Genomic DNA, 21,046 nt, shown 5'->3' with positions numbered 1-21,046 from the left:
TCTACGCTTACGCGTGGTCGCCGATCACGTTGATCGTGACGTCGACGACGACGTCCGTATGCAGCGCGACTTGCACGTTGTGCTCGCCGATCATCTTCAGCGGGCCTTCCGGCATGCGAACTTGCAGCTTCTCGACTTCGTAGCCGGCCTTCTTCAGCAGTTCCGCGACGTCGCCGTTCGTGACCGAGCCGAACAGACGGCCGTCGACGCCCGACTTCTGCGTGATTTCGAACGATTGGCCGTTCAGCTTCTCGCCGACTGCCTGCGATGCCGCCAGCTTTTCAGCGGCGATCTTTTCGAGTTCAGCGCGGCGCACTTCGAATTCGGCGATCGCTTCCTTCGTTGCACGGCGAGCCTTGCGGTTCGGGATCAGGAAGTTGCGAGCGTAACCGTCCTTGACCTTGACGATGTCGCCGAGGTTGCCCAGATTGGCGACTTTTTCCAACAGAATGATTTGCATTCGAATTCTCCTTATTGCGTCGCCTGATTACGCCTTGTGCTGATCGGTGTACGGCAGCAGCGCGAGGAAACGCGCACGCTTGATTGCCGTATCCAGCTGACGCTGATAGTGGGCCTTCGTACCCGTCAGGCGAGCCGGCGTGATCTTGCCGTTTTCGCCGATGAAGTCCTTCAGCGTTTCCGTGTCCTTGTAGTCGATCTGCTCGACGCCGGCAGCCGTGAAACGGCAGAACTTCTTGCGCTTGAAGAGCGGGTTTTGTTGCTGACGACGCTTGTCGAATTTCTTACCAGTCGGGCGGGCCATGATTTCAGTCCTTTCCTGTGTCCTGCAATGCAGTGATGTGAAACACCAAGGTTCTCGCGTTGCGGCTTTTCTTGGCCAGGAAGCCCGTGAACAGCGTTTCGACGCCCATTTCACGACTTTCCAGCTTGCCGCTCGCCTCACCGGCCGCCACCGCCTCGATCGTCATTTCGACCTGACGGGGAATGCCTGCTTCGACGACTTCCGTGCGGTGATGCAACGTGGCGCTTGCGATCGGAACACCGGCCGGCGTATATCGCACCGGTGCGCGTTCGACGACGCTCGCCGTCAATTGCAACCTGTTCACGTGAGTGGCACGCTCCTTGATGGCTTAATAAGTGACGAACTTAAGCCTGCGCTTCGGCCGGCTGAGCGGCAGCCGCCTTCTTGGCTTCTTCGCGCTGAACTTCCTTCATCATCGGCGACGGGCCGGTTTCGGCCTTCTTCATCTTGACGATGAGGTGACGCAGCACGGCGTCGTTGAACTTGAACGCGTGTTCGAGTTCGTCGAGCGTCGTCTGGTCGCACTCGATGTTCATGCAGACGTAGTGAGCCTTCGCGAGTTTCTCGATCATGTAGGCCAGCTGGCGACGGCCCCAGTCTTCGACACGGTGGATCTGGCCGCCGTGCGACGTGATCGTGGACTTGTAGCGCTCGATCATCGCGGGCACTTGCTCGCTTTGATCCGGGTGCACGATGAATACGATTTCGTAATGACGCATACACACTCCTTGTGGATTAAAGCCACCCGGGCGTCTGAACCGGTGTGGCAAGTGAGAAGCCGAAGATTCTAACCCGGTTACGGGGCGCATGCAAGGCCAATCGACGATTCGCCGACTGATTCGGCCGTGTTTTCAAAGACTTGAACGGGTATGCGGGCCCGCGAGCGCCCTTCGCCCTTTCGCGGCCGGGGTCGGAACAAGAGTGCGCCCCCCATAACGGCATGGTCATTCGCCGTGCGCGCCGGCCAGCCGCGCGTCGAGCGCCGTTCGGAACGCCGCGAGCGCCGACGGCTCGGCGTCGGTCACCGCCCACCACGTCATGCCGGCCGCGTTCCAGCGGTCCAGCGCATAGCCCTGCGACACGGTCGCGTACGGGGCCGCCGGCCGTTCGCCGGCCGGCTGCACGTAGACGTCGACCACGTGCTGCCGGTGGCGGTAGACGAGCACTGCGACGCGACGCCGCCCGACGTAGTCGAGCCGGCCGCCGACCAGCGCGAAACCGTCCGTGGCGAGATTCTCGACCGGCGGCGCATAGTCGAGCCGGCCGTTGAACCACGGCTTGACCGTGTGCTGGTCGGTCGAGATCACGTCGATGTCGCGCGCCGACAGGTCGGCCCGCACGTGGCTCGCGACCAGTTCGTCGACCGTGCGGTCGGTGTCCGCGTGGCGGGCGGACCACGCCACGCCGCCCGCCGCCGCGACCGCCATCAGCAGCGCGACGCCCCAGCCGAGGCCCGGCCACGCGGCCACGCGCGACCCGGCGCCTGTGCCGGCCGACCCGGCCCGCCCGGTCAGCCAGGCGAACCAGTCGCGTCCGCGCGGCCGCCGGGGCGGCGCTGACTGCCGTTCAGGCCGGGGCGCGGCCCGCGACGGCTCATGGGCCGGCGCGTCGGCCGCGGCCGGCAGGCTCGCGAGGATACTCGCCCGCAGCGCGTCCGGCGCACGGTGATAATCGGCCTGCCGCACCGCCTGCACCAGCGTGACGATCCGTGCGCGTTCGCGGCGGCATGCGTCGCACCCTTCGACATGCTGCTGGACCCGCAACGCATCGGGCGCCGACAGCTCGCGGTCGACGTCCGCGTCCAGCAACGCTCGCGCTTCGTTACAGTCCATCGATCGCCTCCGATGCGGTTCCGCCAGCCGGCGCACGGCCCGGCCGGCCTTCGGTCGCCGGCGCCTGTGCCTCGCCCAGCAGCGCGGCAAGCTTGCGCCGGCCGCGCGCGAGCCGCGACATCACCGTGCCGACCGGCACGTCCGCGATCGCCGCGATTTCGCGATAGCTCAGGTCCTCCATCTCGCGCAGCACGAGCACCTCGCGGTATTCCGGCGGCAGCTTCGCGAGCGCCGCGTTCACGAGCCGCACGTTCTCGCCGCGCAGCAACTGCGCGAGCGGGTCCTCCGTCGCCGGCTGCCAGTCGTCTGGCACGTCGGCATCGTCCAGCGTGTCGGGCAGCGCGACCTCGTGCGCCTGCGTGCGCCGCCGCCACTCGGTGTACCAGGTGTGGCGCACGATCGTCAGCAGCCACGGCCGCGCGTTGTCGCCGCGACACGAGTCGACGAAGCGCAGCGCGCGCATGCACGCGTCCTGCACGACGTCGTCCGCGTCGCCGGCGCTGCCGCTCAGCCAGCGCGCGAGGTTGTACGCGGCGTCGAGATGCGGCAGCACGAGCGCGCGAAACCGCTCGCCGCGCGCGAGCGCATCGTCCACCGCCCGCTCATCGACCGCCTGTCCGGCTTGCCCCACATGGCCTCCCTGGTCCCGGCGGCCGACGCCGCGCCCGTTCCGCGCACGGCGCCCGGACAGACCGGCAACGTGCGCGCTCGATGACCTTACCGCTGCTGCGTCGAGTTTATTCCCGCGCCGCGCGCATGAAGCGTAAAAAATCGCCGGACGGCCGGGCAGCCCGCCCCGTTACGGCGTGGTGCTCCAGTAACCGGGGCGCGCATACGCTTCGCGCAGGTAGTCGATGAAATAGCGCACGCGCGCCGGCACGTAGCGCTGCTGCGGGTAGACCGCGAGGATGTCGTAGTCGGGCAGCGCGTACTCGTCGAGCACGGTCTCGAGTTCGCCCGTTTCGAGCTGCGCGGCGATTTCCCACGTCGAGCGCCAGCCGAGCCCGAGCCCTTCGGCCACCCAGCGATGCAGCAGCTCGCCGTCGTTGCAGTCGAGATTGCCGGTCACGCGCATCGTCGCGATCTTGCCGTGGCGCTGGAAATACCAGCCGCGGTTCTGCCCGCCCTGCAGGTTGAAGGCCAGGCAGTTGTGCTTCAGCAGGTCATCGAGCGATTTCGGCCGGCCGTGCTGGCGGAAATACCCGGGCGTGCCGCACACCACGCGCCGGTTCGACGCGAGCTTCACCGCGACGAAGTTCGGATCGACCGCGCCGCCGATCCGGATCGACAGGTCATAGCCCTCGCGCACGAGATCGACGACGCGGTCGGTCAGGTTGAACGACAGCTGCATTTCCGGCTTGTCGGCGAGAAAACCCGGCGCGTGCGGCGCGACGTGCTTGCGGCCGAACGCGGCCGGCGCCGACACGATCAGGTGTCCGCTGACCGCGCGCCGCCCGGCGGCCAGCTCGTTCTCGGCCTGATCCCATTCGGACAGCAGCCCACGGCAGCGCTCGAGGAACGCGGCGCCCTCCTCGCTGACCACCAGCCGCCGCGTCGAGCGGTACATCAGCTTCACGCCGAGGCGCTTCTCCAGCGCGTCGATCCGCCGCCCGAGCACCACCGGCGACACGCCCTCCTCGAGCGCGGCCGCCGCGAGGCTGCCGGCGTCCGCGACCCGCACGAACGTCTCGATCTGCTTGAAACGATCCATCTGCTGTCTCCGTCCCGGCTCCGACACCGGCGGGAAGCCCCGTCCGGCCGTCATTCCATACTTTTAGTTTCGAAATAAGCGACTTCGGCTGATCTTATCAAACCTTTCGTGCATCCCTAAAGTGTCCTCAACAGACCGATTCGCAAGATCCCACTATCCAAGGAGACATTCATGGCCAAGATGAGAGCCGTCGACGCAGCCGTACTCGTGCTCGAGAAGGAAGGCATCCAGACCGCGTTCGGCGTGCCGGGCGCCGCGATCAACCCGTTCTACTCGGCCATGCGCAAGTCGGGCGGCATCAGCCACGTGCTGGCGCGCCACGTCGAAGGCGCATCGCACATGGCCGAAGGCTTCACGCGGGCGGCGCCGGGCAACATCGGCGTGTGCATCGGCACGTCGGGCCCCGCCGGCACCGACATGATCACCGGCCTCTACTCCGCATCGGCCGACTCGATTCCGATCCTCGCGATCACCGGCCAGGCGCCGCGCGCGCGTCTCTACAAGGAAGATTTCCAGGCCGTTGACATCGAATCGATCGCGAAGCCGGTCACGAAGTGGGCGGTCACCGTGCGCGAACCGGCGCTCGTGCCGCGCGTGTTCCAGCAGGCATTCCACCTGATGCGCTCGGGCCGTCCGGGCCCGGTGCTGGTCGACCTGCCGATCGACGTGCAGCTCGCCGAAATCGAATTCGACATCGACACGTACGAACCGCTGCCGGTCTACAAGCCCGCGGCCACCCGCGCGCAGATCGAGAAGGCGCTCGCGATGCTCAACGACGCGGACAAGCCGCTGATCGTGTCGGGTGGCGGCGTGCTGAACGCGGCGGCCGAAGACCTGCTCGTGCAGTTCGCGGAAACAATCGGCGTGCCGGTGATCCCGACGCTGATGTCGTGGGGCGCGATTGCCGACGACCACCCGCTGATGGCCGGCATGGTCGGCCTGCAGACGTCGCACCGCTACGGCAACGCGACGCTGCTCGCGTCCGACTTCGTGCTCGGCATCGGCAACCGCTGGGCGAACCGCCACACGGGCAGCGTCGAGGTCTACACGAAGGGCCGCAAGTTCGTGCACGTCGACATCGAGCCGACGCAGATCGGCCGCGTGTTCGGCCCGGATCTCGGCATCGTGTCCGACGCGAAGGCCGCCCTCGAGCTGTTCGTCGCGGTCGCGCAGGAATGGAAGGCCGCCGGCAAGCTGAAGGATCGCAGCGCGTGGGTCGCCGACTGCCAGGCACGCAAGCGCACGCTGCAGCGCAAGACGCACTTCGACAACGTGCCGGTCAAGCCGCAGCGCGTGTACGAAGAGATGAACAAGGTGTTCGGTCGCGATACCTGCTACGTCAGCACGATCGGCCTGTCGCAGATCGCCGCCGCGCAGTTCCTGCACGTGTTCAAGGCGCGCAACTGGATCAACTGCGGCCAGGCCGGCCCGCTCGGCTGGACGATCCCCGCCGCGCTCGGCGTGCGTGCGGCCGACCCGAGCCGCCCGATCGTCGCGCTCTCCGGCGACTACGACTTCCAGTTCATGATCGAGGAGCTCGCCGCCGGTGCGCAATTCAAGCTGCCGTACGTGCACGTCGTCGTGAACAACTCGTACCTCGGGCTGATCCGCCAGGCGCAGCGCGCGTTCGACATGGACTACTGCGTGCAGCTCGCGTTCGACAACGTGAACGCGCCGGAACTGAACGGGTATGGCGTCGACCACGTGGCCGTCGCGGAAGGCCTCGGCTGCAAGGCGCTGCGCGTGTTCAAGCCGGAAGAGATCGAGCCGGCGCTGCGCCAGGCGCAAACGCTCGCGGAAGAGTTCAGCGTGCCGGTGGTCGTCGAGGTGATCCTCGAACGCGTGACGAACATCTCGATGGGCACCGAAATCGACGCGATCAACGAATTCGAGGACCTCGCCGATAAGGCCGAGCACGCGCCGACCGCGATCTCGATGCTCGACTGAACCGCACGACATTTTTGACCGACCGAAGAGGCTTAGCTCATGCCGAAGTTTGCTGCAAACCTGACCATGCTGTTCAACGAAGTGCCGTTCCTCGACCGTTTCAAGGCGGCCGCGGACGCGGGTTTCGACGCCGTCGAGTTCCTGTTCCCGTACCCGTACGCGAAAGAAGAACTCGCCGAGCAGCTCGAGTCGCACCGCCTGCGCCTCGTGCTGCACAACCTGCCCGCCGGCAACTGGGATCAGGGCGAGCGCGGCATCGCGTGCCTGCCCGATCGCGTCGGCGAGTTCCAGGAAGGGGTCGGCCGTGCGATCGGCTACGCGAAGGCGCTGAAGGTGCCGCAGCTGAACTGCCTGGTCGGCATTCCGTCGGCGAGCACCGCGCGCGACAAGACTTTCGTGACGATCGTCGACAACCTGCGCTTCGCGGCCGATGCGCTCAAGCGCGAAGGCATCCGCCTGCTCGTCGAGCCGTGCAACCGCTTCGACATCCCGGGCTTCGCGCTGAACTGCTCGTCGGAAGGGCTCGACGTGATCCGCGCGGTCGGCTCGGACAACCTGTTCCTGCAGTACGACATCTATCACATGCAACGCATGGAAGGCGAACTGGCCGCGACGATCGAACGCAACCTCGCATCGATCGGCCACGTCCAGCTCGCGGACAACCCGGGCCGCAACGAGCCGGGCACCGGCGAGATCAACTATGCGTTCCTGTTCGCGCTGCTCGACCGGCTCGGCTATGCCGGCTACGTCGGCTGCGAATACAAGCCCCGCACCACCACGACGGAAGGCCTCGGCTGGCTGCAAAGCGTGGCCGGCTGCGCACCGGCCTCGGCGCGTCGCGCCGCCTGAGTCGCCCCCTTCCCGTTTTCAGCCCCAGAGGAGACTTTCACATGGCAATCATCGGTTTCATCGGCCTCGGCATCATGGGCGCGCACATGGCGCGCAACCTGCTCAAGGGCGATCACCAGCTCGTCGTGAACGGCGCGTTCCCGATTCCGGACGATCTGCGCGGCAGCGCGAAGGTCGTCGCGAACTCGACCGAAGTCGCGCAGCACGCGGACATCATCATCGCGATGGTGCCGGACACGCCCGACGTGCGTAACGTGCTGTTCGCCGACGACGGCGTCGCGAAGGGCCTGACGGCCGGCAAGCTCGTGATCGACATGAGCTCGATCTCGCCGCTCGACACGCAGGCATTCGCGAAGCAGATCAATGCGCTCGGCTGCGACTACCTCGACGCGCCGGTGTCCGGCGGCGAAGTCGGCGCACGCGAAGCGACGCTGACGATCATGGTCGGCGGGCCGGAAAAGGCGTTCGAGCGCGCGAAGCCGCTGTTCGAGAAGATGGGCAAGAACATCACGCTCGTCGGCGACAACGGCGCGGGTCAGACCTGCAAGGTCGCGAACCAGATCATCGTCGCGCTGAACATCGAAGCGGTCGGCGAAGCGCTGCTGTTCGCCGCCCGCTCGGGCGCCGATCCGGAGCGCGTGCGCCAGGCGTTGATGGGCGGCTTCGCCGCGTCGCGCATCCTCGAAGTGCACGGCGCGCGGATGACCAAGCGCACGTTCGATCCGGGCTTCCGCATCGAGCTGCACCAGAAGGACCTGAACCTCGCGCTCGACGGCGCACGCAAGCTCGGCCTCGCGCTGCCGCACACCGCGAGCGCGCAGCAGCTGTTCAGCGTATGCGCGTCGCACGGCGGCAAGGCGTGGGATCACTCGGCGCTCGTGCGCGCGCTGGAGATCATGTCGAACTTCGAGATCGGCCAGACGCCGGCCGCGTAACGCGGATGCAGCAACGCGCGTTTCGCTGCAATGGTGAAACGCGTGTCACGAACAGACGCGATCCGGTTACGGCCGGTCGCATCGATGCGCGACGCACGCGCGCATCACGGTGGGGCGCCCCGCCCTGCATCGCCAACGGCATGCGGGACGGGGCGAAAAACGCCGCTCTGGGCTGAGAGCGGCGTGGTGGGGTCCGCAGCGGCACCCGGCGGCGCCGGGGAAGCCTTGGTCGGTCAGACGTCGTCGTCGGGTGTCCGCCTGTCGGATTTCGCGTATTACATTTCTTTACGTTCGAGCGTGCGATTTTTCATGCATTCGTCGCGATGAACGCCTACACTTTCGCCACGCCTTTCGAGAAAACCGCCGCGCCTGCGCGCCCCTTCCGGGCCCGCACCCAGCGCGGTGTTTTTTTCGCCACTTCACGGCGCGTTTTCTTTTCAACCACCTAAGGAGTGCAACGATGGGTCTTCTTTCGTTTATCAAGGAGGCGGGCGAAAAACTGCTGGGTCACGCCGATGCACAGGCAGCGGAAGATCCGAATGCCGCGAACCAGACCGCGGCCGATGCGATCAAGAATTACATCAACTCGCAAGGTCTCGACACGTCGAACCTGACCGTCGCGTTCGACGGCGCCTCGCGCACCGTCACGCTGTCGGGCAGCGTCGCCGATCTCGACACGAAGGCGAAGGTCAAGGTCGCGGCCGGCAACGTGCAGGGTGTCGCGGGCGTCAACGACGACGATCTGCAGCCGGACGATCCGGAAGTGCGGTACCACGACGTGAAGCCGGGCGACACGCTGTCGGCGATCGCCAAGGAAGTGTACGGCGACGCGAACAAATATCCGGCGATCTTCGAGGCGAACAAGCCGATGCTGTCAAGCCCGGACCGGATCTACCCGGGCCAGAAGCTCGTGATTCCGCCGCAGTCCTGAGCATTCGCGCAGCACTGACGTAAAAATGGCAGGCTATTCATTGGCCTGCCATTTTTTTATGCTTTCTACGCGCCGCCCGAGCGGCGGCCATCGGTCACAGCGTGTCGAATACGCGTTGCAATGCGTCGCGATCGCGAATGCCGTTCGCGAGTGCGAGCATCAGCAGCACACGCGCCTTGAACGGGTGCAGCGAGCCCGCGCTCACGAAACCGAGCGCATCGTCGCTCGCGGCGCCGTTGCGCATCACGTGCCCCGAACCGACGCGCGACGCACGGACCACGGCCACGCCCGCGTTCACCGCATCGGCGAGCGCCGTCTGCAGCGTCGCATGGATCGACCCGTTGCCGGTGCCCGCGACGACGAGGCCGCGCACGCCGGCCGCGACGAGCGCGTCGACGGCCGTGCGCGTCACGCCCGCATAGCTCGCGACGACTTCGACCGGCGGCCAGGTCGCGGCGATCGCCAGTTGCGCGTCGCGCGTGCGCGTGACCCGGCGGGCGAATTCGACGCGGCCGTCCTGCACCCAGCCGAGCGCACCGAGCTCCGGTGACTGGAACGCGTCGACCGCGTACGTGCTCGTCTTCACGACGTCGCGCGCGCCATGGATCCGGTTGTTGAACGCGACCAGCACGCCCTGCCCGCGCGCGGCCGGATGGGCGGCCACGGTCACCGCGTTCAACAGGTTCAGCGGGCCGTCGGACGACAGCGCGGTGGCCGGCCGCATCGCGGCCGTCAGCACGACCGGCTTGTCGCCCCGGACGACCAGATGCAGCCCGTACGCGGTTTCCTCGAGCGTATCGGTGCCGTGGGTGATCACGATGCCGTCGATGGCCGGATCGGCCATCAGCGCGTCGATCCGCGCGGCGAGCGTATTCCATAGCGGCAGCGCGAGATCCTTGCTGTCGATGCTGGCGACCTGCTCCGCGTCGATGCGTGCGACCGACGCGAGCGCCGGCACGGCGTCGACCAGAAAATTGACGCCGAGCGCGCCGGCCTGATAGCCGGCCGTGCTGGCCGCGTCGGGCGCGGCGCCGGCGATGGTGCCGCCGGTGGCGAGTACGGCGATGCGCGGCAGCGCCGCCGCGGACGAAGGGGATGCGGTGTTCGGTGTATTCATGGCCGCGATTGTAATGGCTCGCGCCCGGCATCCGGTAGGTCCGGCGCGAACGCGCGCTGCGCGCGCCCCGTGCCATGGTTTGTCCCGATCGCCGGCGCGTGCGCGCCGTCAACGGCCATGCCGCCCACCGCGTTATAGAAAGGCCGTTTTGGTGTTTTCACATTGATTTGCCATAATCGGAGCGCGCGGCGCGATGCGACCCTGTTCACGTCGCGCCGGGCTTCGTGACGGCGTCGATATAAAACGCAATTCACCCCATGGGAGTGTCGAAATGAAAATCCAATCGCTCGTAGCCGCAGTGCTTCTCGGCGGCATGCTGGCTTCCCCCGCATTCGCGGCGAACAGCCAGCAGGACAAGATGAAGGCCTGTAACACGCAGGCAGCCGGCAAGACGGGCGATGAACGCAAGGCGTTCATGAAGGACTGCCTGTCGGCGAAGCCCGCGAAGGCGATGACGCAGCAGGAAAAGATGAAGGCGTGCAACACGCAGGCCACCGGCAAGAAGGGCGACGATCGCAAGGCGTTCATGAAGAGTTGCCTGAGCAACCAGCCGGCCGCCTGAGTTCCGGCGCTCCCGTCTCGAATGCCGCGCCCCGCTTCGGCGGGCGCGGCATTTTTGTTTTCGTTGCACGCGCATCGACGCACGCATTCCAGCGTTTCCCGCCCCGTTTTTCCGGCCCGCCGCACCGGCGCCGCCACATGGTGCGGCAATTCGCCGCGTTTTCTTCTATGATGGCTGCAACGCGGCCCACCCAAGACCAAGAAGCGCCATCGGGCCGCCCTCGAGACGGACGCGCACGCGCGTCAAACGGAGGCTTGGATGGCATGGAGACAACACCGCTGGTTCCGCCGCTGGCTGATCGTGATCGTGTTCTGGGCGGTGCCCGTCGCGATCATCGCCGTGCGCGAGATCCGCGAGGAAATGGCGTACAACAAGGCGGACCTGCAGCTCGCGCTGACCACCTGGCAGCTCACCGACGCGCAACAAGCCGCCGGCGCCGCCGCGAAGTGCCACGGGGATCCTGACGAGGCGCGCGCGGCCGGCTGCCCGGCCGACGTGCTCGCCGCCAACGCGCCGCGCCAGCAGGCGGCCCGCGACGAATACGTGGTGCGCCGCAATACGCTCGCCGGCTATCTGTGGCATGCGTTCGTCGGCTACTGGGTCGTCCCGGCCGCGTTCCTGTTCGCATGCGGCGTCGTGATCGCGCTGATCCGCCGCGCGCTGCGCCGCCCGCCGATCAAGCCGCCCGTTCCGCCCGTTCCGCCCGTCACGCACTGACACCGACGCACATCGACGCACACCGCAAGCGCCGCCGCTCTCCGCTCGCCCCTCGCGTTCGCCGCACGCCGGCCACGCGCGGGCCACGCGTCGCGCGTCGGCGTCGTTTCGTCCGTTGGCGCGCCGCGACATCTCCGCGCGATTTGACGCTTTTTCACACGGCAACGAAAAGAGGCCGTAATCCGCTGTGATATAACTGCCGACGTGATCCGCTCCTTGAGCGAGACTCACTCCGAACGTCATCCGATGGAGAACAACGATGCAAAAACGGACTCTTGTGCTCAAAGCCGCCGCCGCGCTCATCGTCGGTAGCCTCGCGCTCACCGGTTGCACCACCACCCCGGACAAGCCGGACAACGCCGCGACCAACGCGTCGAAGCGTCAGTCGATCGACGCGAGCGTCGACGCCACGCTGTCGCGCATGTACTCCACCGTCAAGGGTTCGCGCGAGCTCGTCGCGAAATCGCGCGGCGTGCTGGTCTTCCCCGAAGTGCTCCAGGCCGGCTTCATCGTCGGCGCCCAGTCCGGCAACGGCGCGCTGCGCGTGGGCGGCAGCACCGTCGGCTACTACAACACGTCGTCGCTGTCGGTCGGCCTGCAGGCGGGCGCGCAGTCGAAGGCGGTCGTGTTCCTGTTCATGACGCAGCAGGCGCTCGACGAATTCCGCAACTCGGACGGCTGGGCAGCCGGCGCCGGCGCATCGGTCGCACTCGTGAAGATGGGCGCGAACGGTGCGGTCGACTCCAACACGGCCACGGCGCCGATCCAGGTCGTCGTGCTGACCAACGCGGGCCTGATGGGCGACGTGTCGATCAACGGCACGAAGGTCACGAAGCTCAAGATCTGACGTCGACGCACTGCCCGCGCGCATGGCGCGCGGGACATGCGCAAACGGCGATGTCCTTGCGGGCATCGCCGTTTTTTTATCCGCCCGCGACGCGCGCCAAGTCGGACAGGTTGCTCAGGCCGATCAGGTCGTCGAATCGATCACCTTGAAGCGCGAGCGCTTCTGCGCGCGGATCACCGACTGGTACACGTCGACGTACTGCTGCGCCATCCGGCGCGACGTGAAGCGCTCCTCGAAGCGCTGCCGCACGCGCGCACGCGGCAGCAGATGCAGCCGGTTCACGGCGGCCACCGCGCTGATTTCGTCCTCGACGATGAAACCCGATACGCCCTCGTCCACCACTTCGGGCACCGCGCCGCGGTTGAACGCGATCACCGGCGTGCCGCACGACATCGCCTCGATCATCACCAGGCCGAACGGCTCAGGCCAGTCGATCGGAAACAGCAGCGCATGCGCGCCCGACAGGAATTCGGCCTTCTCGTGATCGGCGATCTCGCCGATGTATTCGACGTGCGGCAACGCGAAGAGCGGCTTGATCTCGCGGTCGAAGTATTCCTGATCGGCCGTGTCGATCTTCGCGGCGATCCGGATCGGCAGCCCGCACTGGCGGGCAATGCGGATCGCGGTGTCGACGCGTTTTTCCGGCGAGATGCGGCCGAGGAACGCGAGATAGCGCGGCTCGACCGGCTGCGGCATGTACAGCGTATCGGGCAGCCCGTGATAGACGGTCGTCAGCCATTTCGCCTGCGGCAACGGCTGGCGCTGCGAATTGGAAATCGAGATCACCGGCGCCGTGTTGAACGTGTCGAACACCGGTTGCTGCTCGGGCAGGTCGAGCCGGCCGTGCAGCGTCGTCACGTAAGGCGTTTCCTGCCGGTTGAAGACCGAGAACGAGTAGTAGTCCATGTGGAAATGGAGCACGTCGAAATCCTTCGCGCGGCGCGCGACCGTCTCCATCAGCAGCATGTGCGGCGCGACCCGGTCGCGGATCGATGAATCGAGCCGCAGCGCGCGCGGCCACACGGGCTCGAGTTTCGCCCGCGTCGTCGAATCGCCGCTCGCGAACAGCGTCACGTCGTGGCCGAGGTCGACCAGCGCCTCGGTGATGTAGGACACGACGCGCTCCGTGCCGCCGTACAGCTTCGGCGGCACGGATTCGGTCAGCGGGGCGATCTGGGCAATTCTCATGGTCCACGTCTCCTGTGTCGTGTCCGTTGCGGCACGGCCGGCCGGGCCGCGCCCGCGCGCGCCGTCCCTGTCCCTGCCGCGCCGGCCGGCGTGGGGCCAGCCGGATATCTCATTATTATTCGCGATCCCGGCGAGCGGAACCGCAGGTCTTGCATTTTTTGGGGGTTGTTACAGACCGGATACATTCGACCGAGCGGGCCCGGCCGCCCCGCGTCGGGCCCCGGGTCGGGCCGATCCCGCGCCACCGGGCGCCGATCGCCACCCCGAGCACGCGATCGGGCTGTCAACGCGACGGCCACTTCCACGCCGGCAGGTCGCGCGAATCGGCATCGACGAGCGCGGTCGCGCCGAGCTGCTTGTCGAGCACCAGCGATTCGCAGCCGGCCTCGCGCTCGAGTGTCGCGATGAGCCGCGCCGCGTGCGACACGACCAGCACCTGCGAGTGCCGGGCCGCCTGCGCGATCAGGCGGCCGAGCGCGGGCAGCAGATCGGGATGCAGGCTCGTCTCCGGCTCGTTCAGCACCATCAACGCAGGCGGCCGCGGCGTCAGCAGCGCGGCCGCGAGCAGCAGGTAGCGCAGCGTGCCGTCGGACAGCTCGGCCGCCGCCAGCGGCCGCAGCAGCCCCGGCTGGCGCATCAGCACGTCGAAGCGGCCGCGGCCGCCCGGATTGTCGATCTCGACCGACGCGCCGGGAAACGCGTCGTCGATCGCCGCGTCGAGCGCCGCCGCGTCGCCGATTTCGCGAATCGTCTGCAGCGCGGCGGCCAGGTCGGCCCCGTCGTCCGCGAGCACCGGCGTATGGGTGCCGATGTGCGACTGGCGCGCCGGCGCCTGCGCATCGGTCCGGAAATGGTCGTAGAAGCGCCACGAGCGGATCCGTTCGCGCATCGCGATCATCTCGGGCGCGCCGGTCGGATCGGCGAACTCGGTCATCATGCTGTCGAAGCTCGCGACCGGCTGCGGAATCGTCCGCCAGTCGCCCGATGCGGTGCGCGCACGGATCTGCGCGCCCTGCCGGTCGACCAGCAGCGTGGACGGGCGCGGCACCGCGCCGCCCCAGATGCATTCGCGCTTGACCACCGGATCGAGCGCGAACTGCGAGCGGCTCGGCAGCGGCAGGCCGAGATCGATCGAATAGCCGAAATCGTCGCACGCGAAGCCGAGCTTCAGGCTCACCGGGCCATTGCGCACGGTGCCCGTCACCGGCACGTCGCCCGCCAGCATCGCGCGCGAAAAGCGCTCGGGGCCGGCCCACAGCGTCGACGGCAAGCCGCCTTCGCGCGCGAGCGACGGGATCACGCGGCCCTGTGCGGTATCGGCGAGCAGCCGCAGCGCGCGGTACACGCTCGACTTGCCGCTGCCGTTCGGCCCCGTGACGACGTTGAGCGCCGCGAGCGGCACGATCAGCTCGCGCAGCGAGCGGTAATTGGCGATGGCGAGCGTCTTCAGCGCGGTCATGGGAATGGGGAATGGCGAGCAGGCGCGCGGTTCAGGTTCAGCGACCGTCGACGGCCTGCGGATCGGCCGCGGTGTTGGCCGCGGTACTGGCGGCAGGCGAGCGCGCATGCGGCCGTTCGGGATTCGGCGCGGCCGGCGCGGATTCGTGCGGATACAGCTCCATCCGGCTGCGCGGCAGGCATTGCGGATAGCGGTTCTGCAGATAGGCGATCAGCCCTTCGCGCACGCGGCAGCGCAGATCCCAGCACGACGACGAATCGGCCGCGCTGACGAGCGCGCGCAACTGCATCGTGCGCTCCGTCGCGTCGGTCACCTGCAGCACCTGCACGCGGCCGTCCCACTCGGGCGCGGCATGGACGAGCCGCGCGAGTTCCTCGCGCAGCGGCGCGAGCGGCGTGCGGTAGTCGACCGACAGATACACCGTGCCGATGATTTCCGCGCTGCTGCGCGTCCAGTTCGTGAACGGGTTCTCGATGATCCACTGCAGCGGCACGACGAGGCGCCGCTGGTCCCACAGCCGCACCGACACGAACGAGCCGGTGATTTCCTCGATGCGCCCCCACTCGCCCTGGATCACGACCACGTCGTCGAGCCGGATCGGCTGCGTAAGCGCGATCTGCAACCCGGCGATCAGGTTGCCGAGCACCGGCCGCGCGGCGATACCGGCGACCAGCCCGGCCACGCCGGCCGATGCCAGCAGGCTCGCGCCGACCTGCCGTACGTTCGGGAACGTCATCAGCGCGGCGCCGGTGCCGATGATCACGATCAGCACCATCACGGTCCGCACGAGCACCTTGGCCTGCGTATGGACGCGCCGCGCCTGGAGGTTGTCGGCCGTGTCGATCGGATGGGCCTGGATGATCGCGTCGCCGACGCCGGCCGCGAGCCGCACGAGCAGCCAGGTGAGCGATACGATCGAGCCGACCGCGGCCGCGGCGCGCATGCCGCGCACGAACGATATGCCGTCGTCGGCCTGGACCCACAGGAATTCGAGCGCCAGCAGCGCCAGCACGACGAGCGACGGCTTGTCGATGTAGCGCAGGATCGCGCTCATCAGCGGATACGGCTGCGCGATGCGCTTGACGATGCGTGCGCCGAGGCGGTGCACGACCGTGACGACCAGTATGACGATGACCGACACGAACAACGTGCCGAGCCACGAATGCAACGGCGCATCGGCGATGCGCTGCAGTTCATCGATTGAAATCATCGGCGCCCTCGAGTGATGAAGCGCACAGGCTTCGTCCTGGATGCGTCGGCGACGTCCGGGCCACGCACGCGCCCGGACACGGCGTCAGATCAGTTGCCGCTCCTGCAGGGAAACGCCTTGCCGAGACCGAGCGACACCGCGGTGCTCGCGTTGTAGTCGGCCAGCTTCGGATTTTCCGCGATGTACTTGCGTACCGCGTCCGTCATCTGTTGCGCCCGGATGTCGGGCGGCAGGCAGAAGTACTGGCCGACGCGCGGCCCCGTGGTGCCGCCGATCGCATCGATCGTGTTGTAGACGCCGTCGGCGGCGCCTTCGATATAGGCCGCGCACGACGCCCGCGACTTGACGTCCGTCTTCGCGCACAGCCGGTCGAGATCCGCGCCCGTGAAAGCCGCCGCCGACAACGGCACGGCAAACGCCGCGGCACAAAACATTGCGCGCAACATGGTGTTCCTTCTTATGTCAATGCGGCCGGAGACCGCCTGCTGCCTTGGCCGGTGCGGCGCCGGACGCCCTGCTCCGGCCGGAAAGCCGGCCGGGCGGACACGCGCCGCCGCACCAAAAACCGTTATTTTGCACTCTTTTGAGCATCTGCCGGCGTCGCCGCACCGATACGCGTCGTTCGCTTGCTCAGGATCTCGATCGCGTCCGGCGCGTTGTAGTGCTTCGCGAACTCGAGCGCGGTGATGCCGAGCTGGTTCTTCACCTGCGGATCGGCGCCCTGGTCGAGCAGCAGCGTGACCGTCGACGCATGGTTGCCGCGCGCGGCCATCATCAGCGGCGTCGTGCCGTTCGGCGATGCGGTGTCGATGTACGCGTCGTGGTCGAGCAGCACCTTGACGACCGCATCCTGGCCGTTGGTCGCCGCGTAGTGCAGCGGCGCCCAGCCCTTCTTGCTCACTTCCGCGCCCTTGTCGATCAGCAGCTTGACGAGGTTGAGGTCGCCGTTCAGCGACGCGAGCATCAGCGCGTTTTCGCCGGCCTTGTCTTCCTTCTCGAGATCGACGTTCGGCGTCGTGGCGATCGCCGCCGCGACCTTGTCGGACTTCTCGCGTGCGGCGATCACGAGGAGCGGGTCGCCGTTCGGCGCGACCGTGTTCGGGTCGAGCTTGCCGCTCTTGAGCTGCTTGCCGATATCGGCGATGTCGTCGAACTTGACTGCCTTGACGATCGCGTCGAGCGACTCGGCATGCGCGCCGGCGGCGGCGAACAGGCCGCTCGCGACGAATGCGGCGGCAACGAGTGCGCGTTTGGGCAGATGGTTGGTCGGCTTCGTCATTGTTGTGGGCTCCTTCCCTGGGTTGTCGGCTGCGCGCCCGTCGTTAGCGGGCGATCTTGAACAGCCGGAAAAAGTTCTGCGTCGTCGCATCGGCGAGCGCCTCGACGGCGATCCCGCGCTCGGATGCGATAAAGCGTCCGACATGGCTGACGTACGCAGGTTCATTCGGCTTGCCGCGATACGGCACCGGCGCGAGGTACGGCGAGTCGGTCTCGATCAGCAGCCGGTCGAGCGGCACGCGCCGCGCGACGTCCTGCACGTCGGTCGCGTTCTTGAATGTGACGATGCCCGACAGCGAGATGTGGAAGTTCTGCGCGAGCGCCTGCTCGGCGACCGGCCACGGCTCGGTGAAGCAGTGCATCACGCCGCCCGGCACGTCCGCGCGCTCCTCGGCCATGATCCGCAGCGTGTCTTCCGACGACGAACGCGTGTGGATGATCAGCGGCTTCATCGTCGCGGTCGCCGCGCGGATGTGCGTGCGGAAGCGCTCGCGCTGCCATTCCATGTCGGCGATCGAGCGGCCTTCGAGACGATAGTAGTCGAGGCCGGTTTCGCCGATCGCGACGACCTTCGGATGCGCGGCCAGCTCGATGAGCTCCGCGAGCGTCGGCTCGCGCATGTCCTCGTGATCGGGATGCACGCCGACCGACGCGTACACGTTGTCGTGCGCTTCGGCGATCGCGAGCACGTCGGGCAGCGTCTCGAGATCGACCGACACGCACAGCGCGTGCGTGACGTCGTGCTCGCGCATGTTCTCGAGAACGGCCGGCAGGCGGTCGGCCAGGCCCTTGAAATTGATGTGGCAGTGAGAGTCGACGAACATCGTGTTTCCTGAATACGTGAGACAGGCGCTCATGCGCCCGCCGGCATGCGGCACCGGGCGACGTAGGCGGGCCGGCCGACCACGGTCGCGCCGCCGCGTGATCCGTTCATCGTTTCGCAACGCATCGGAAACAATGCCGGATCAACCAAACATTTCCCGATATCCGAGAAACAATTCCTCGAATACGAGCCGCGCGTTGAGCGGATGGTTCTCGGCCGTGCGCTGCCGCGTCACGGCCTTCATGAAGCGCGCGAATGCGTTCGCATCGACCGCTTCCGCGCAGCGCGCCAGGGCGGCCGCGTGCGTCGGGAAGTAGCGCGGCGCGCCGGCCATCCGCTGCGCGAGCAGATCGTACAGCCAGCGCTGCAGCCAGCCGAGCACCAGCGGCACCGGCAGCTTCTGCAGCGCCTCGCCGCACGCGAACGGATCGCAGCCCGCACCGGCGGCCAATTGCCCAAGCGTGTAATCGCGCAGCGGGCGATTCTCGTCGCTCGCGAGCGCCAGCGCGGCGAGCGGCGCGCCGCCGGCCTCGGCGAGCAGCGCGCTGGCGTGGTCGACGCCCTGCGCCGCGAGCCACGCGGCGGCGGCCTCCGGCGCCGGCACGGTCATCGGCCACTGCCGGCAGCGGCTGATGATGGTCGGCAGCAGGCGGTCGATGCGCGCCGACACGAGCAGGAACACGACGCCCGGCGGCGGCTCCTCCAGCGTTTTCAGCAGCGCGTTCGACGCGGCGACATTGAGCGCCTCGGCCGGATACAGCACGACGACACGCGCGCCGCCGCGGTGCGAACCGACCCCGCAGAAGTCGAGCAGCGCGCGCACCTGCTCGATCTTGATTTCCTTGCTCGGCGCCCGGGTCTTCTTGCCGCCTTCGTCCGCGTCGGCCGGCTTCGCGTCGTCGGCCGCGCCCGGCGCCTCGCCCGCCAGCGCCTCGGGCAGCACGATCCGGTAGTCCGGATGGTTGCCCTGCGAGAACCAGTTGCAGGCCGCGCAGGCGCCGCACGGCTCGCCGTTCGGCTGCGGCGATTCGCACAGGAAGCCCTGCGCGAGATGCTGCGCGAACTGCAGCTTGCCGATCCCGGCCTGACCGTGCAGCAGCAGCGCATGCGGCCATTGCGCGCGCAGTTGCTGCAGGCGGTCCCAGTCGTCGGTTTGCCACGGATAGATCATGGGTGCGTTCCTTGCGGGTTACAGCGCGGCGAGCACGCGTTCGAGCTGCTGGCGAATCTCGGGAATCGATCGCGTCGCGTCGACGATCGCGAAGCGGTGCGGCGCCTCTTCCGCGCGCCGCAGGTATTCGGCGCGCGTGCGGGCAAAGAACGCGTCGGACTCGCTTTCGAACTTGTCGGGCATGCGCGCGGCGCCGCGACGCTCGCTCGCGACCTGCGGCGCGACGTCGAACAGCACCGTGAGGTCGGGCTGGAAGCCGCCCTGCACCCAGCGCTCGAGCGTCTCGAGCTTGTCGCGCGGCAGCCCGCGGCCGCCGCCTTGGTACGCGAACGTCGCGTCGGTGAAGCGATCCGACACGACCCAGTCGCCGCGCGCGAGCGCCGGCTCGATCACGAGCGCGAGGTGCTCGCGACGCGCGGCGAACATCAGCAGCGCTTCCGTCTCGAGATCCATCGGCTGGTTCAGCAGGATCTCGCGCAGTTTCTCGCCGAGCTGCGTGCCGCCCGGCTCGCGGGTCACGACGACCTGCCGGCCGGCCGCGGCCAGCCGGCCCTGGAGGCGTTCGCAGAACCATTGCAGGTGGGTGGTCTTCCCCGCGCCGTCGATGCCTTCGAACGTGATGAATTTACCGCTCGCCATTATTGACCTCGTATGTATTTATCCACGGCCTTGTTGTGGTCGCCGAGCGTGTCCGAGAACACGCTCGTGCCGTCGCCCTTCGCGACGAAATAGAGCGCGCTCGTCGGCGCCGGATTGATCGCCGCCTGCAGCGCGGCGACACCCGGCAACGCGATCGGCGTGGGCGGCAGCCCGCGTCGGGTGTAGGTATTGTAGGGAGTGTCGGCCTGCAGGTCGCGCTTGCGCAGACGGCCGTCGTACGCGTCGCCGAGCCCGTAGATCACCGACGGATCGGTCTGCAGCGGCATGCCGATGCGCAGCCGGTTCGCGAACACGGCCGCGACGAACGCGCGATCGGCCGCGTGGCCGGTCTCCTTCTCGACGATCGACGCGATCGTCAGCATTTCGTAAGGCGTCTTGTACGGCAGCCCCGGCGTGCGCGCGGCCCAGGCCTCGTCGATGCGCGTCTGCATCAGGTGGTACGCGCGCCGGTAGATGTTCAGGTCGCTCGTGCCCTTGTCGAACAGGTAGGTATCGGGGAAGAACAGCCCCTCGCCGCTGCCGCGCTGCACCGCGCCGTCCGATGCGCCGATCGCGCGCAGCAACTCGGCGTCGCTCATGCCGGCCGTCGCGTGCGACAGATCCGGGTTCGCGTCGAGCTCCGCGCGCATCCGCTTGAAGGTCCAGCCCTCGATGACCGTCGCGACGTACTCGTTCACGTCGCCGCGCGCGATCTTCTGCAGCACGTCGTAAGGCGTGATGCCGGTCTTGAATTCGTAGTTGCCCGATTTGAGCCTGCTCGACAGCCCGAGCACGCGCGTCATCGCGACGAACGCGAACGGCTCGACCGGCACGCCGCCGTGCTTGAGCTGTAGCGCGACGCTCTTCACGCTGCTGCGCGGCTTGATCGTGACGTCGAGCGATGCCGAGCCCAGCAACAGCGGCCGGGTCGCCCAGTAATACCCGCCGCCCGCGCCGGCAGCGGCCACAACGACGGCCAGCGCCACGATCGTCGCGGCGCATTTCTTCAGTAGGGACATGGAAACGTGACTCAGGTAAGACCCATATAATACTTGCTCGCCTCCGTC

At 67.6% G+C, this 21,046-nt stretch carries 24 protein-coding genes; 7 read left to right on the top strand and 17 right to left on the bottom strand.

Annotated features, from left to right (window positions below; genetic code table 11):
* Positions 1–7 precede the first annotated feature (7 nt).
* From rplI to J8I35_RS21535, 7 genes are all read right to left on the bottom strand, one after another.
* On the bottom strand, positions 8–460 hold the full coding sequence (gene rplI / locus J8I35_RS21565; protein ID WP_006486256.1) for a 50S ribosomal protein L9: 453 nt from the start codon (positions 458–460) through the stop codon (positions 8–10).
* A gap of 27 nt (positions 461–487) precedes the next feature.
* Complete coding sequence (gene rpsR, locus J8I35_RS21560; RefSeq protein WP_004193360.1) at positions 488–763, bottom strand: 30S ribosomal protein S18; 276 nt, start codon at positions 761–763, stop codon at positions 488–490.
* Positions 764–767: 4 nt separating this feature from the next.
* The gene (gene priB / locus J8I35_RS21555; protein WP_011549649.1) at positions 768–1,067 is read right to left on the bottom strand and encodes a primosomal replication protein N; all 300 of its coding nucleotides are present in this window, start codon (positions 1,065–1,067) and stop codon (positions 768–770) included.
* Positions 1,068–1,107: 40 nt separating this feature from the next.
* Positions 1,108–1,482, bottom strand: a complete 375-nt coding sequence (gene rpsF, locus J8I35_RS21550; RefSeq protein ID WP_006486255.1) for a 30S ribosomal protein S6 — start codon at positions 1,480–1,482, stop codon at positions 1,108–1,110.
* Between the two features lie 225 nt (positions 1,483–1,707).
* Positions 1,708–2,595, bottom strand: coding sequence for a zf-HC2 domain-containing protein (locus J8I35_RS21545; protein ID WP_050013241.1), 888 nt, complete (start codon positions 2,593–2,595; stop codon positions 1,708–1,710).
* Positions 2,585–3,226: an RNA polymerase sigma factor gene (locus J8I35_RS21540; protein WP_050013242.1), complete on the bottom strand. Its 642-nt coding sequence runs from the start codon at positions 3,224–3,226 to the stop codon at positions 2,585–2,587. Before J8I35_RS21540 ends, J8I35_RS21545 begins: the two co-directional genes overlap by 11 nt.
* 168 nt (positions 3,227–3,394) lie before the next feature.
* A complete protein-coding gene (locus tag J8I35_RS21535; protein WP_050013243.1) occupies positions 3,395–4,306 on the bottom strand; it encodes a LysR family transcriptional regulator in 912 nt (303 codons plus the stop codon).
* Between the two features lie 171 nt (positions 4,307–4,477).
* On the opposite strand from J8I35_RS21535, the gene gcl reads away from it, so the two are divergent.
* The 4 genes from gcl (at position 4,478) to lysM (ending at position 8,968) form a co-directional block, all read left to right on the top strand.
* Positions 4,478–6,253: a glyoxylate carboligase gene (gcl, locus tag J8I35_RS21530; RefSeq protein ID WP_050013244.1), complete on the top strand. Its 1,776-nt coding sequence runs from the start codon at positions 4,478–4,480 to the stop codon at positions 6,251–6,253.
* 39 nt (positions 6,254–6,292) lie between these two features.
* Positions 6,293–7,102: a hydroxypyruvate isomerase gene (gene hyi / locus J8I35_RS21525; RefSeq protein WP_089488506.1), complete on the top strand. Its 810-nt coding sequence runs from the start codon at positions 6,293–6,295 to the stop codon at positions 7,100–7,102.
* A 41-nt stretch (positions 7,103–7,143) separates the two neighbouring features.
* The gene (locus J8I35_RS21520) at positions 7,144–8,037 is read left to right on the top strand and encodes a 2-hydroxy-3-oxopropionate reductase (protein WP_050013246.1); all 894 of its coding nucleotides are present in this window, start codon (positions 7,144–7,146) and stop codon (positions 8,035–8,037) included.
* Between the two features lie 460 nt (positions 8,038–8,497).
* Positions 8,498–8,968 (top strand): peptidoglycan-binding protein LysM, encoded by a 471-nt coding sequence (gene lysM / locus J8I35_RS21515; protein WP_050013247.1) that lies wholly within the window; start codon positions 8,498–8,500, stop codon positions 8,966–8,968.
* Positions 8,969–9,062: 94 nt separating this feature from the next.
* Here lysM and J8I35_RS21510 read toward each other — a convergent pair whose 3' ends face one another.
* Positions 9,063–10,085 carry an asparaginase gene (locus J8I35_RS21510; protein ID WP_209926858.1) on the bottom strand — a complete coding sequence of 341 codons (1,023 nt, stop codon included), beginning with the start codon at positions 10,083–10,085 and terminating at the stop codon, positions 9,063–9,065.
* A gap of 271 nt (positions 10,086–10,356) precedes the next feature.
* On the opposite strand from J8I35_RS21510, the gene J8I35_RS21505 reads away from it, so the two are divergent.
* The 3 genes from J8I35_RS21505 (at position 10,357) to J8I35_RS21495 (ending at position 12,211) form a co-directional block, all read left to right on the top strand.
* Complete coding sequence (locus J8I35_RS21505) at positions 10,357–10,647, top strand: PsiF family protein (protein WP_011549641.1); 291 nt, start codon at positions 10,357–10,359, stop codon at positions 10,645–10,647.
* 258 nt (positions 10,648–10,905) lie between these two features.
* Positions 10,906–11,364, top strand: coding sequence for a hypothetical protein (locus J8I35_RS21500; protein ID WP_209926856.1), 459 nt, complete (start codon positions 10,906–10,908; stop codon positions 11,362–11,364).
* 259 nt (positions 11,365–11,623) lie between these two features.
* On the top strand, positions 11,624–12,211 hold the full coding sequence (locus tag J8I35_RS21495; RefSeq protein ID WP_050013250.1) for a YSC84-related protein: 588 nt from the start codon (positions 11,624–11,626) through the stop codon (positions 12,209–12,211).
* A 123-nt stretch (positions 12,212–12,334) separates the two neighbouring features.
* Here J8I35_RS21495 and J8I35_RS21490 read toward each other — a convergent pair whose 3' ends face one another.
* The 9 genes from J8I35_RS21490 to mltG form a co-directional block, all read right to left on the bottom strand.
* Entirely contained in the window at positions 12,335–13,399 is a 1,065-nt protein-coding gene (locus J8I35_RS21490; RefSeq protein ID WP_209926854.1) for a glycosyltransferase family 4 protein, read from the bottom strand.
* Between the two features lie 283 nt (positions 13,400–13,682).
* The gene (locus tag J8I35_RS21485; RefSeq protein ID WP_175975462.1) at positions 13,683–14,858 is read right to left on the bottom strand and encodes an AAA family ATPase; all 1,176 of its coding nucleotides are present in this window, start codon (positions 14,856–14,858) and stop codon (positions 13,683–13,685) included.
* A 37-nt stretch (positions 14,859–14,895) separates the two neighbouring features.
* A complete protein-coding gene (locus tag J8I35_RS21480; protein WP_209926853.1) occupies positions 14,896–16,068 on the bottom strand; it encodes a mechanosensitive ion channel domain-containing protein in 1,173 nt (390 codons plus the stop codon).
* Between the two features lie 89 nt (positions 16,069–16,157).
* Positions 16,158–16,514, bottom strand: coding sequence for a Rap1a/Tai family immunity protein (locus tag J8I35_RS21475; protein WP_006485939.1), 357 nt, complete (start codon positions 16,512–16,514; stop codon positions 16,158–16,160).
* Positions 16,515–16,636: 122 nt separating this feature from the next.
* Positions 16,637–17,347, bottom strand: a complete 711-nt coding sequence (locus J8I35_RS21470; RefSeq protein WP_050013254.1) for an ankyrin repeat domain-containing protein — start codon at positions 17,345–17,347, stop codon at positions 16,637–16,639.
* 43 nt (positions 17,348–17,390) lie between these two features.
* Positions 17,391–18,170, bottom strand: coding sequence for a TatD family hydrolase (locus J8I35_RS21465; protein WP_050013255.1), 780 nt, complete (start codon positions 18,168–18,170; stop codon positions 17,391–17,393).
* Positions 18,171–18,311: 141 nt separating this feature from the next.
* Positions 18,312–19,340 carry a DNA polymerase III subunit delta' gene (locus J8I35_RS21460; protein ID WP_050013256.1) on the bottom strand — a complete coding sequence of 343 codons (1,029 nt, stop codon included), beginning with the start codon at positions 19,338–19,340 and terminating at the stop codon, positions 18,312–18,314.
* A gap of 18 nt (positions 19,341–19,358) precedes the next feature.
* Positions 19,359–19,979, bottom strand: coding sequence for a dTMP kinase (gene tmk, locus J8I35_RS21455; RefSeq protein WP_050013257.1), 621 nt, complete (start codon positions 19,977–19,979; stop codon positions 19,359–19,361).
* A complete protein-coding gene (gene mltG, locus J8I35_RS21450; protein ID WP_050013258.1) occupies positions 19,979–20,998 on the bottom strand; it encodes an endolytic transglycosylase MltG in 1,020 nt (339 codons plus the stop codon). The genes tmk and mltG overlap by 1 nt, the downstream gene beginning before the upstream one ends.
* Positions 20,999–21,046 lie beyond the last annotated feature (48 nt).

Origin of the sequence: Burkholderia sp. CpTa8-5, from assembly GCF_017815045.1 — a bacterium.
GTDB classification, from domain to species: domain Bacteria; phylum Pseudomonadota; class Gammaproteobacteria; order Burkholderiales; family Burkholderiaceae; genus Burkholderia; species Burkholderia sola.
This window is presented reverse-complemented; position numbering and strand designations above follow the sequence as displayed.

Excerpts from the sequence above, each read along its gene's own strand:
- rplI (WP_006486256.1), bottom strand. The coding sequence starts at position 460 with ATGCAAATCATTCTGTTGGAAAAAGTCGCCAATCTGGGCAACCTCGGC.
- rpsR (WP_004193360.1), bottom strand. The coding sequence starts at position 763 with ATGGCCCGCCCGACTGGTAAGAAATTCGACAAGCGTCGTCAGCAACAA.
- rpsF (WP_006486255.1), bottom strand. The coding sequence starts at position 1,482 with ATGCGTCATTACGAAATCGTATTCATCGTGCACCCGGATCAAAGCGAG.
- J8I35_RS21545 (WP_050013241.1), bottom strand. The coding sequence starts at position 2,595 with ATGGACTGTAACGAAGCGCGAGCGTTGCTGGACGCGGACGTCGACCGC.
- J8I35_RS21535 (WP_050013243.1), bottom strand. The coding sequence starts at position 4,306 with ATGGATCGTTTCAAGCAGATCGAGACGTTCGTGCGGGTCGCGGACGCC.
- gcl (WP_050013244.1), top strand. The coding sequence starts at position 4,478 with ATGGCCAAGATGAGAGCCGTCGACGCAGCCGTACTCGTGCTCGAGAAG.
- hyi (WP_089488506.1), top strand. The coding sequence starts at position 6,293 with ATGCCGAAGTTTGCTGCAAACCTGACCATGCTGTTCAACGAAGTGCCG.
- J8I35_RS21520 (WP_050013246.1), top strand. The coding sequence starts at position 7,144 with ATGGCAATCATCGGTTTCATCGGCCTCGGCATCATGGGCGCGCACATG.
- lysM (WP_050013247.1), top strand. The coding sequence starts at position 8,498 with ATGGGTCTTCTTTCGTTTATCAAGGAGGCGGGCGAAAAACTGCTGGGT.
- J8I35_RS21510 (WP_209926858.1), bottom strand. The coding sequence starts at position 10,085 with ATGAATACACCGAACACCGCATCCCCTTCGTCCGCGGCGGCGCTGCCG.
- J8I35_RS21505 (WP_011549641.1), top strand. The coding sequence starts at position 10,357 with ATGAAAATCCAATCGCTCGTAGCCGCAGTGCTTCTCGGCGGCATGCTG.
- J8I35_RS21500 (WP_209926856.1), top strand. The coding sequence starts at position 10,906 with ATGGCATGGAGACAACACCGCTGGTTCCGCCGCTGGCTGATCGTGATC.
- J8I35_RS21495 (WP_050013250.1), top strand. The coding sequence starts at position 11,624 with ATGCAAAAACGGACTCTTGTGCTCAAAGCCGCCGCCGCGCTCATCGTC.
- J8I35_RS21490 (WP_209926854.1), bottom strand. The coding sequence starts at position 13,399 with ATGAGAATTGCCCAGATCGCCCCGCTGACCGAATCCGTGCCGCCGAAG.
- J8I35_RS21485 (WP_175975462.1), bottom strand. The coding sequence starts at position 14,858 with ATGACCGCGCTGAAGACGCTCGCCATCGCCAATTACCGCTCGCTGCGC.
- J8I35_RS21480 (WP_209926853.1), bottom strand. The coding sequence starts at position 16,068 with ATGATTTCAATCGATGAACTGCAGCGCATCGCCGATGCGCCGTTGCAT.
- J8I35_RS21475 (WP_006485939.1), bottom strand. The coding sequence starts at position 16,514 with ATGTTGCGCGCAATGTTTTGTGCCGCGGCGTTTGCCGTGCCGTTGTCG.
- J8I35_RS21470 (WP_050013254.1), bottom strand. The coding sequence starts at position 17,347 with ATGACGAAGCCGACCAACCATCTGCCCAAACGCGCACTCGTTGCCGCC.
- J8I35_RS21465 (WP_050013255.1), bottom strand. The coding sequence starts at position 18,170 with ATGTTCGTCGACTCTCACTGCCACATCAATTTCAAGGGCCTGGCCGAC.
- J8I35_RS21460 (WP_050013256.1), bottom strand. The coding sequence starts at position 19,340 with ATGATCTATCCGTGGCAAACCGACGACTGGGACCGCCTGCAGCAACTG.
- tmk (WP_050013257.1), bottom strand. The coding sequence starts at position 19,979 with ATGGCGAGCGGTAAATTCATCACGTTCGAAGGCATCGACGGCGCGGGG.
- mltG (WP_050013258.1), bottom strand. The coding sequence starts at position 20,998 with ATGTCCCTACTGAAGAAATGCGCCGCGACGATCGTGGCGCTGGCCGTC.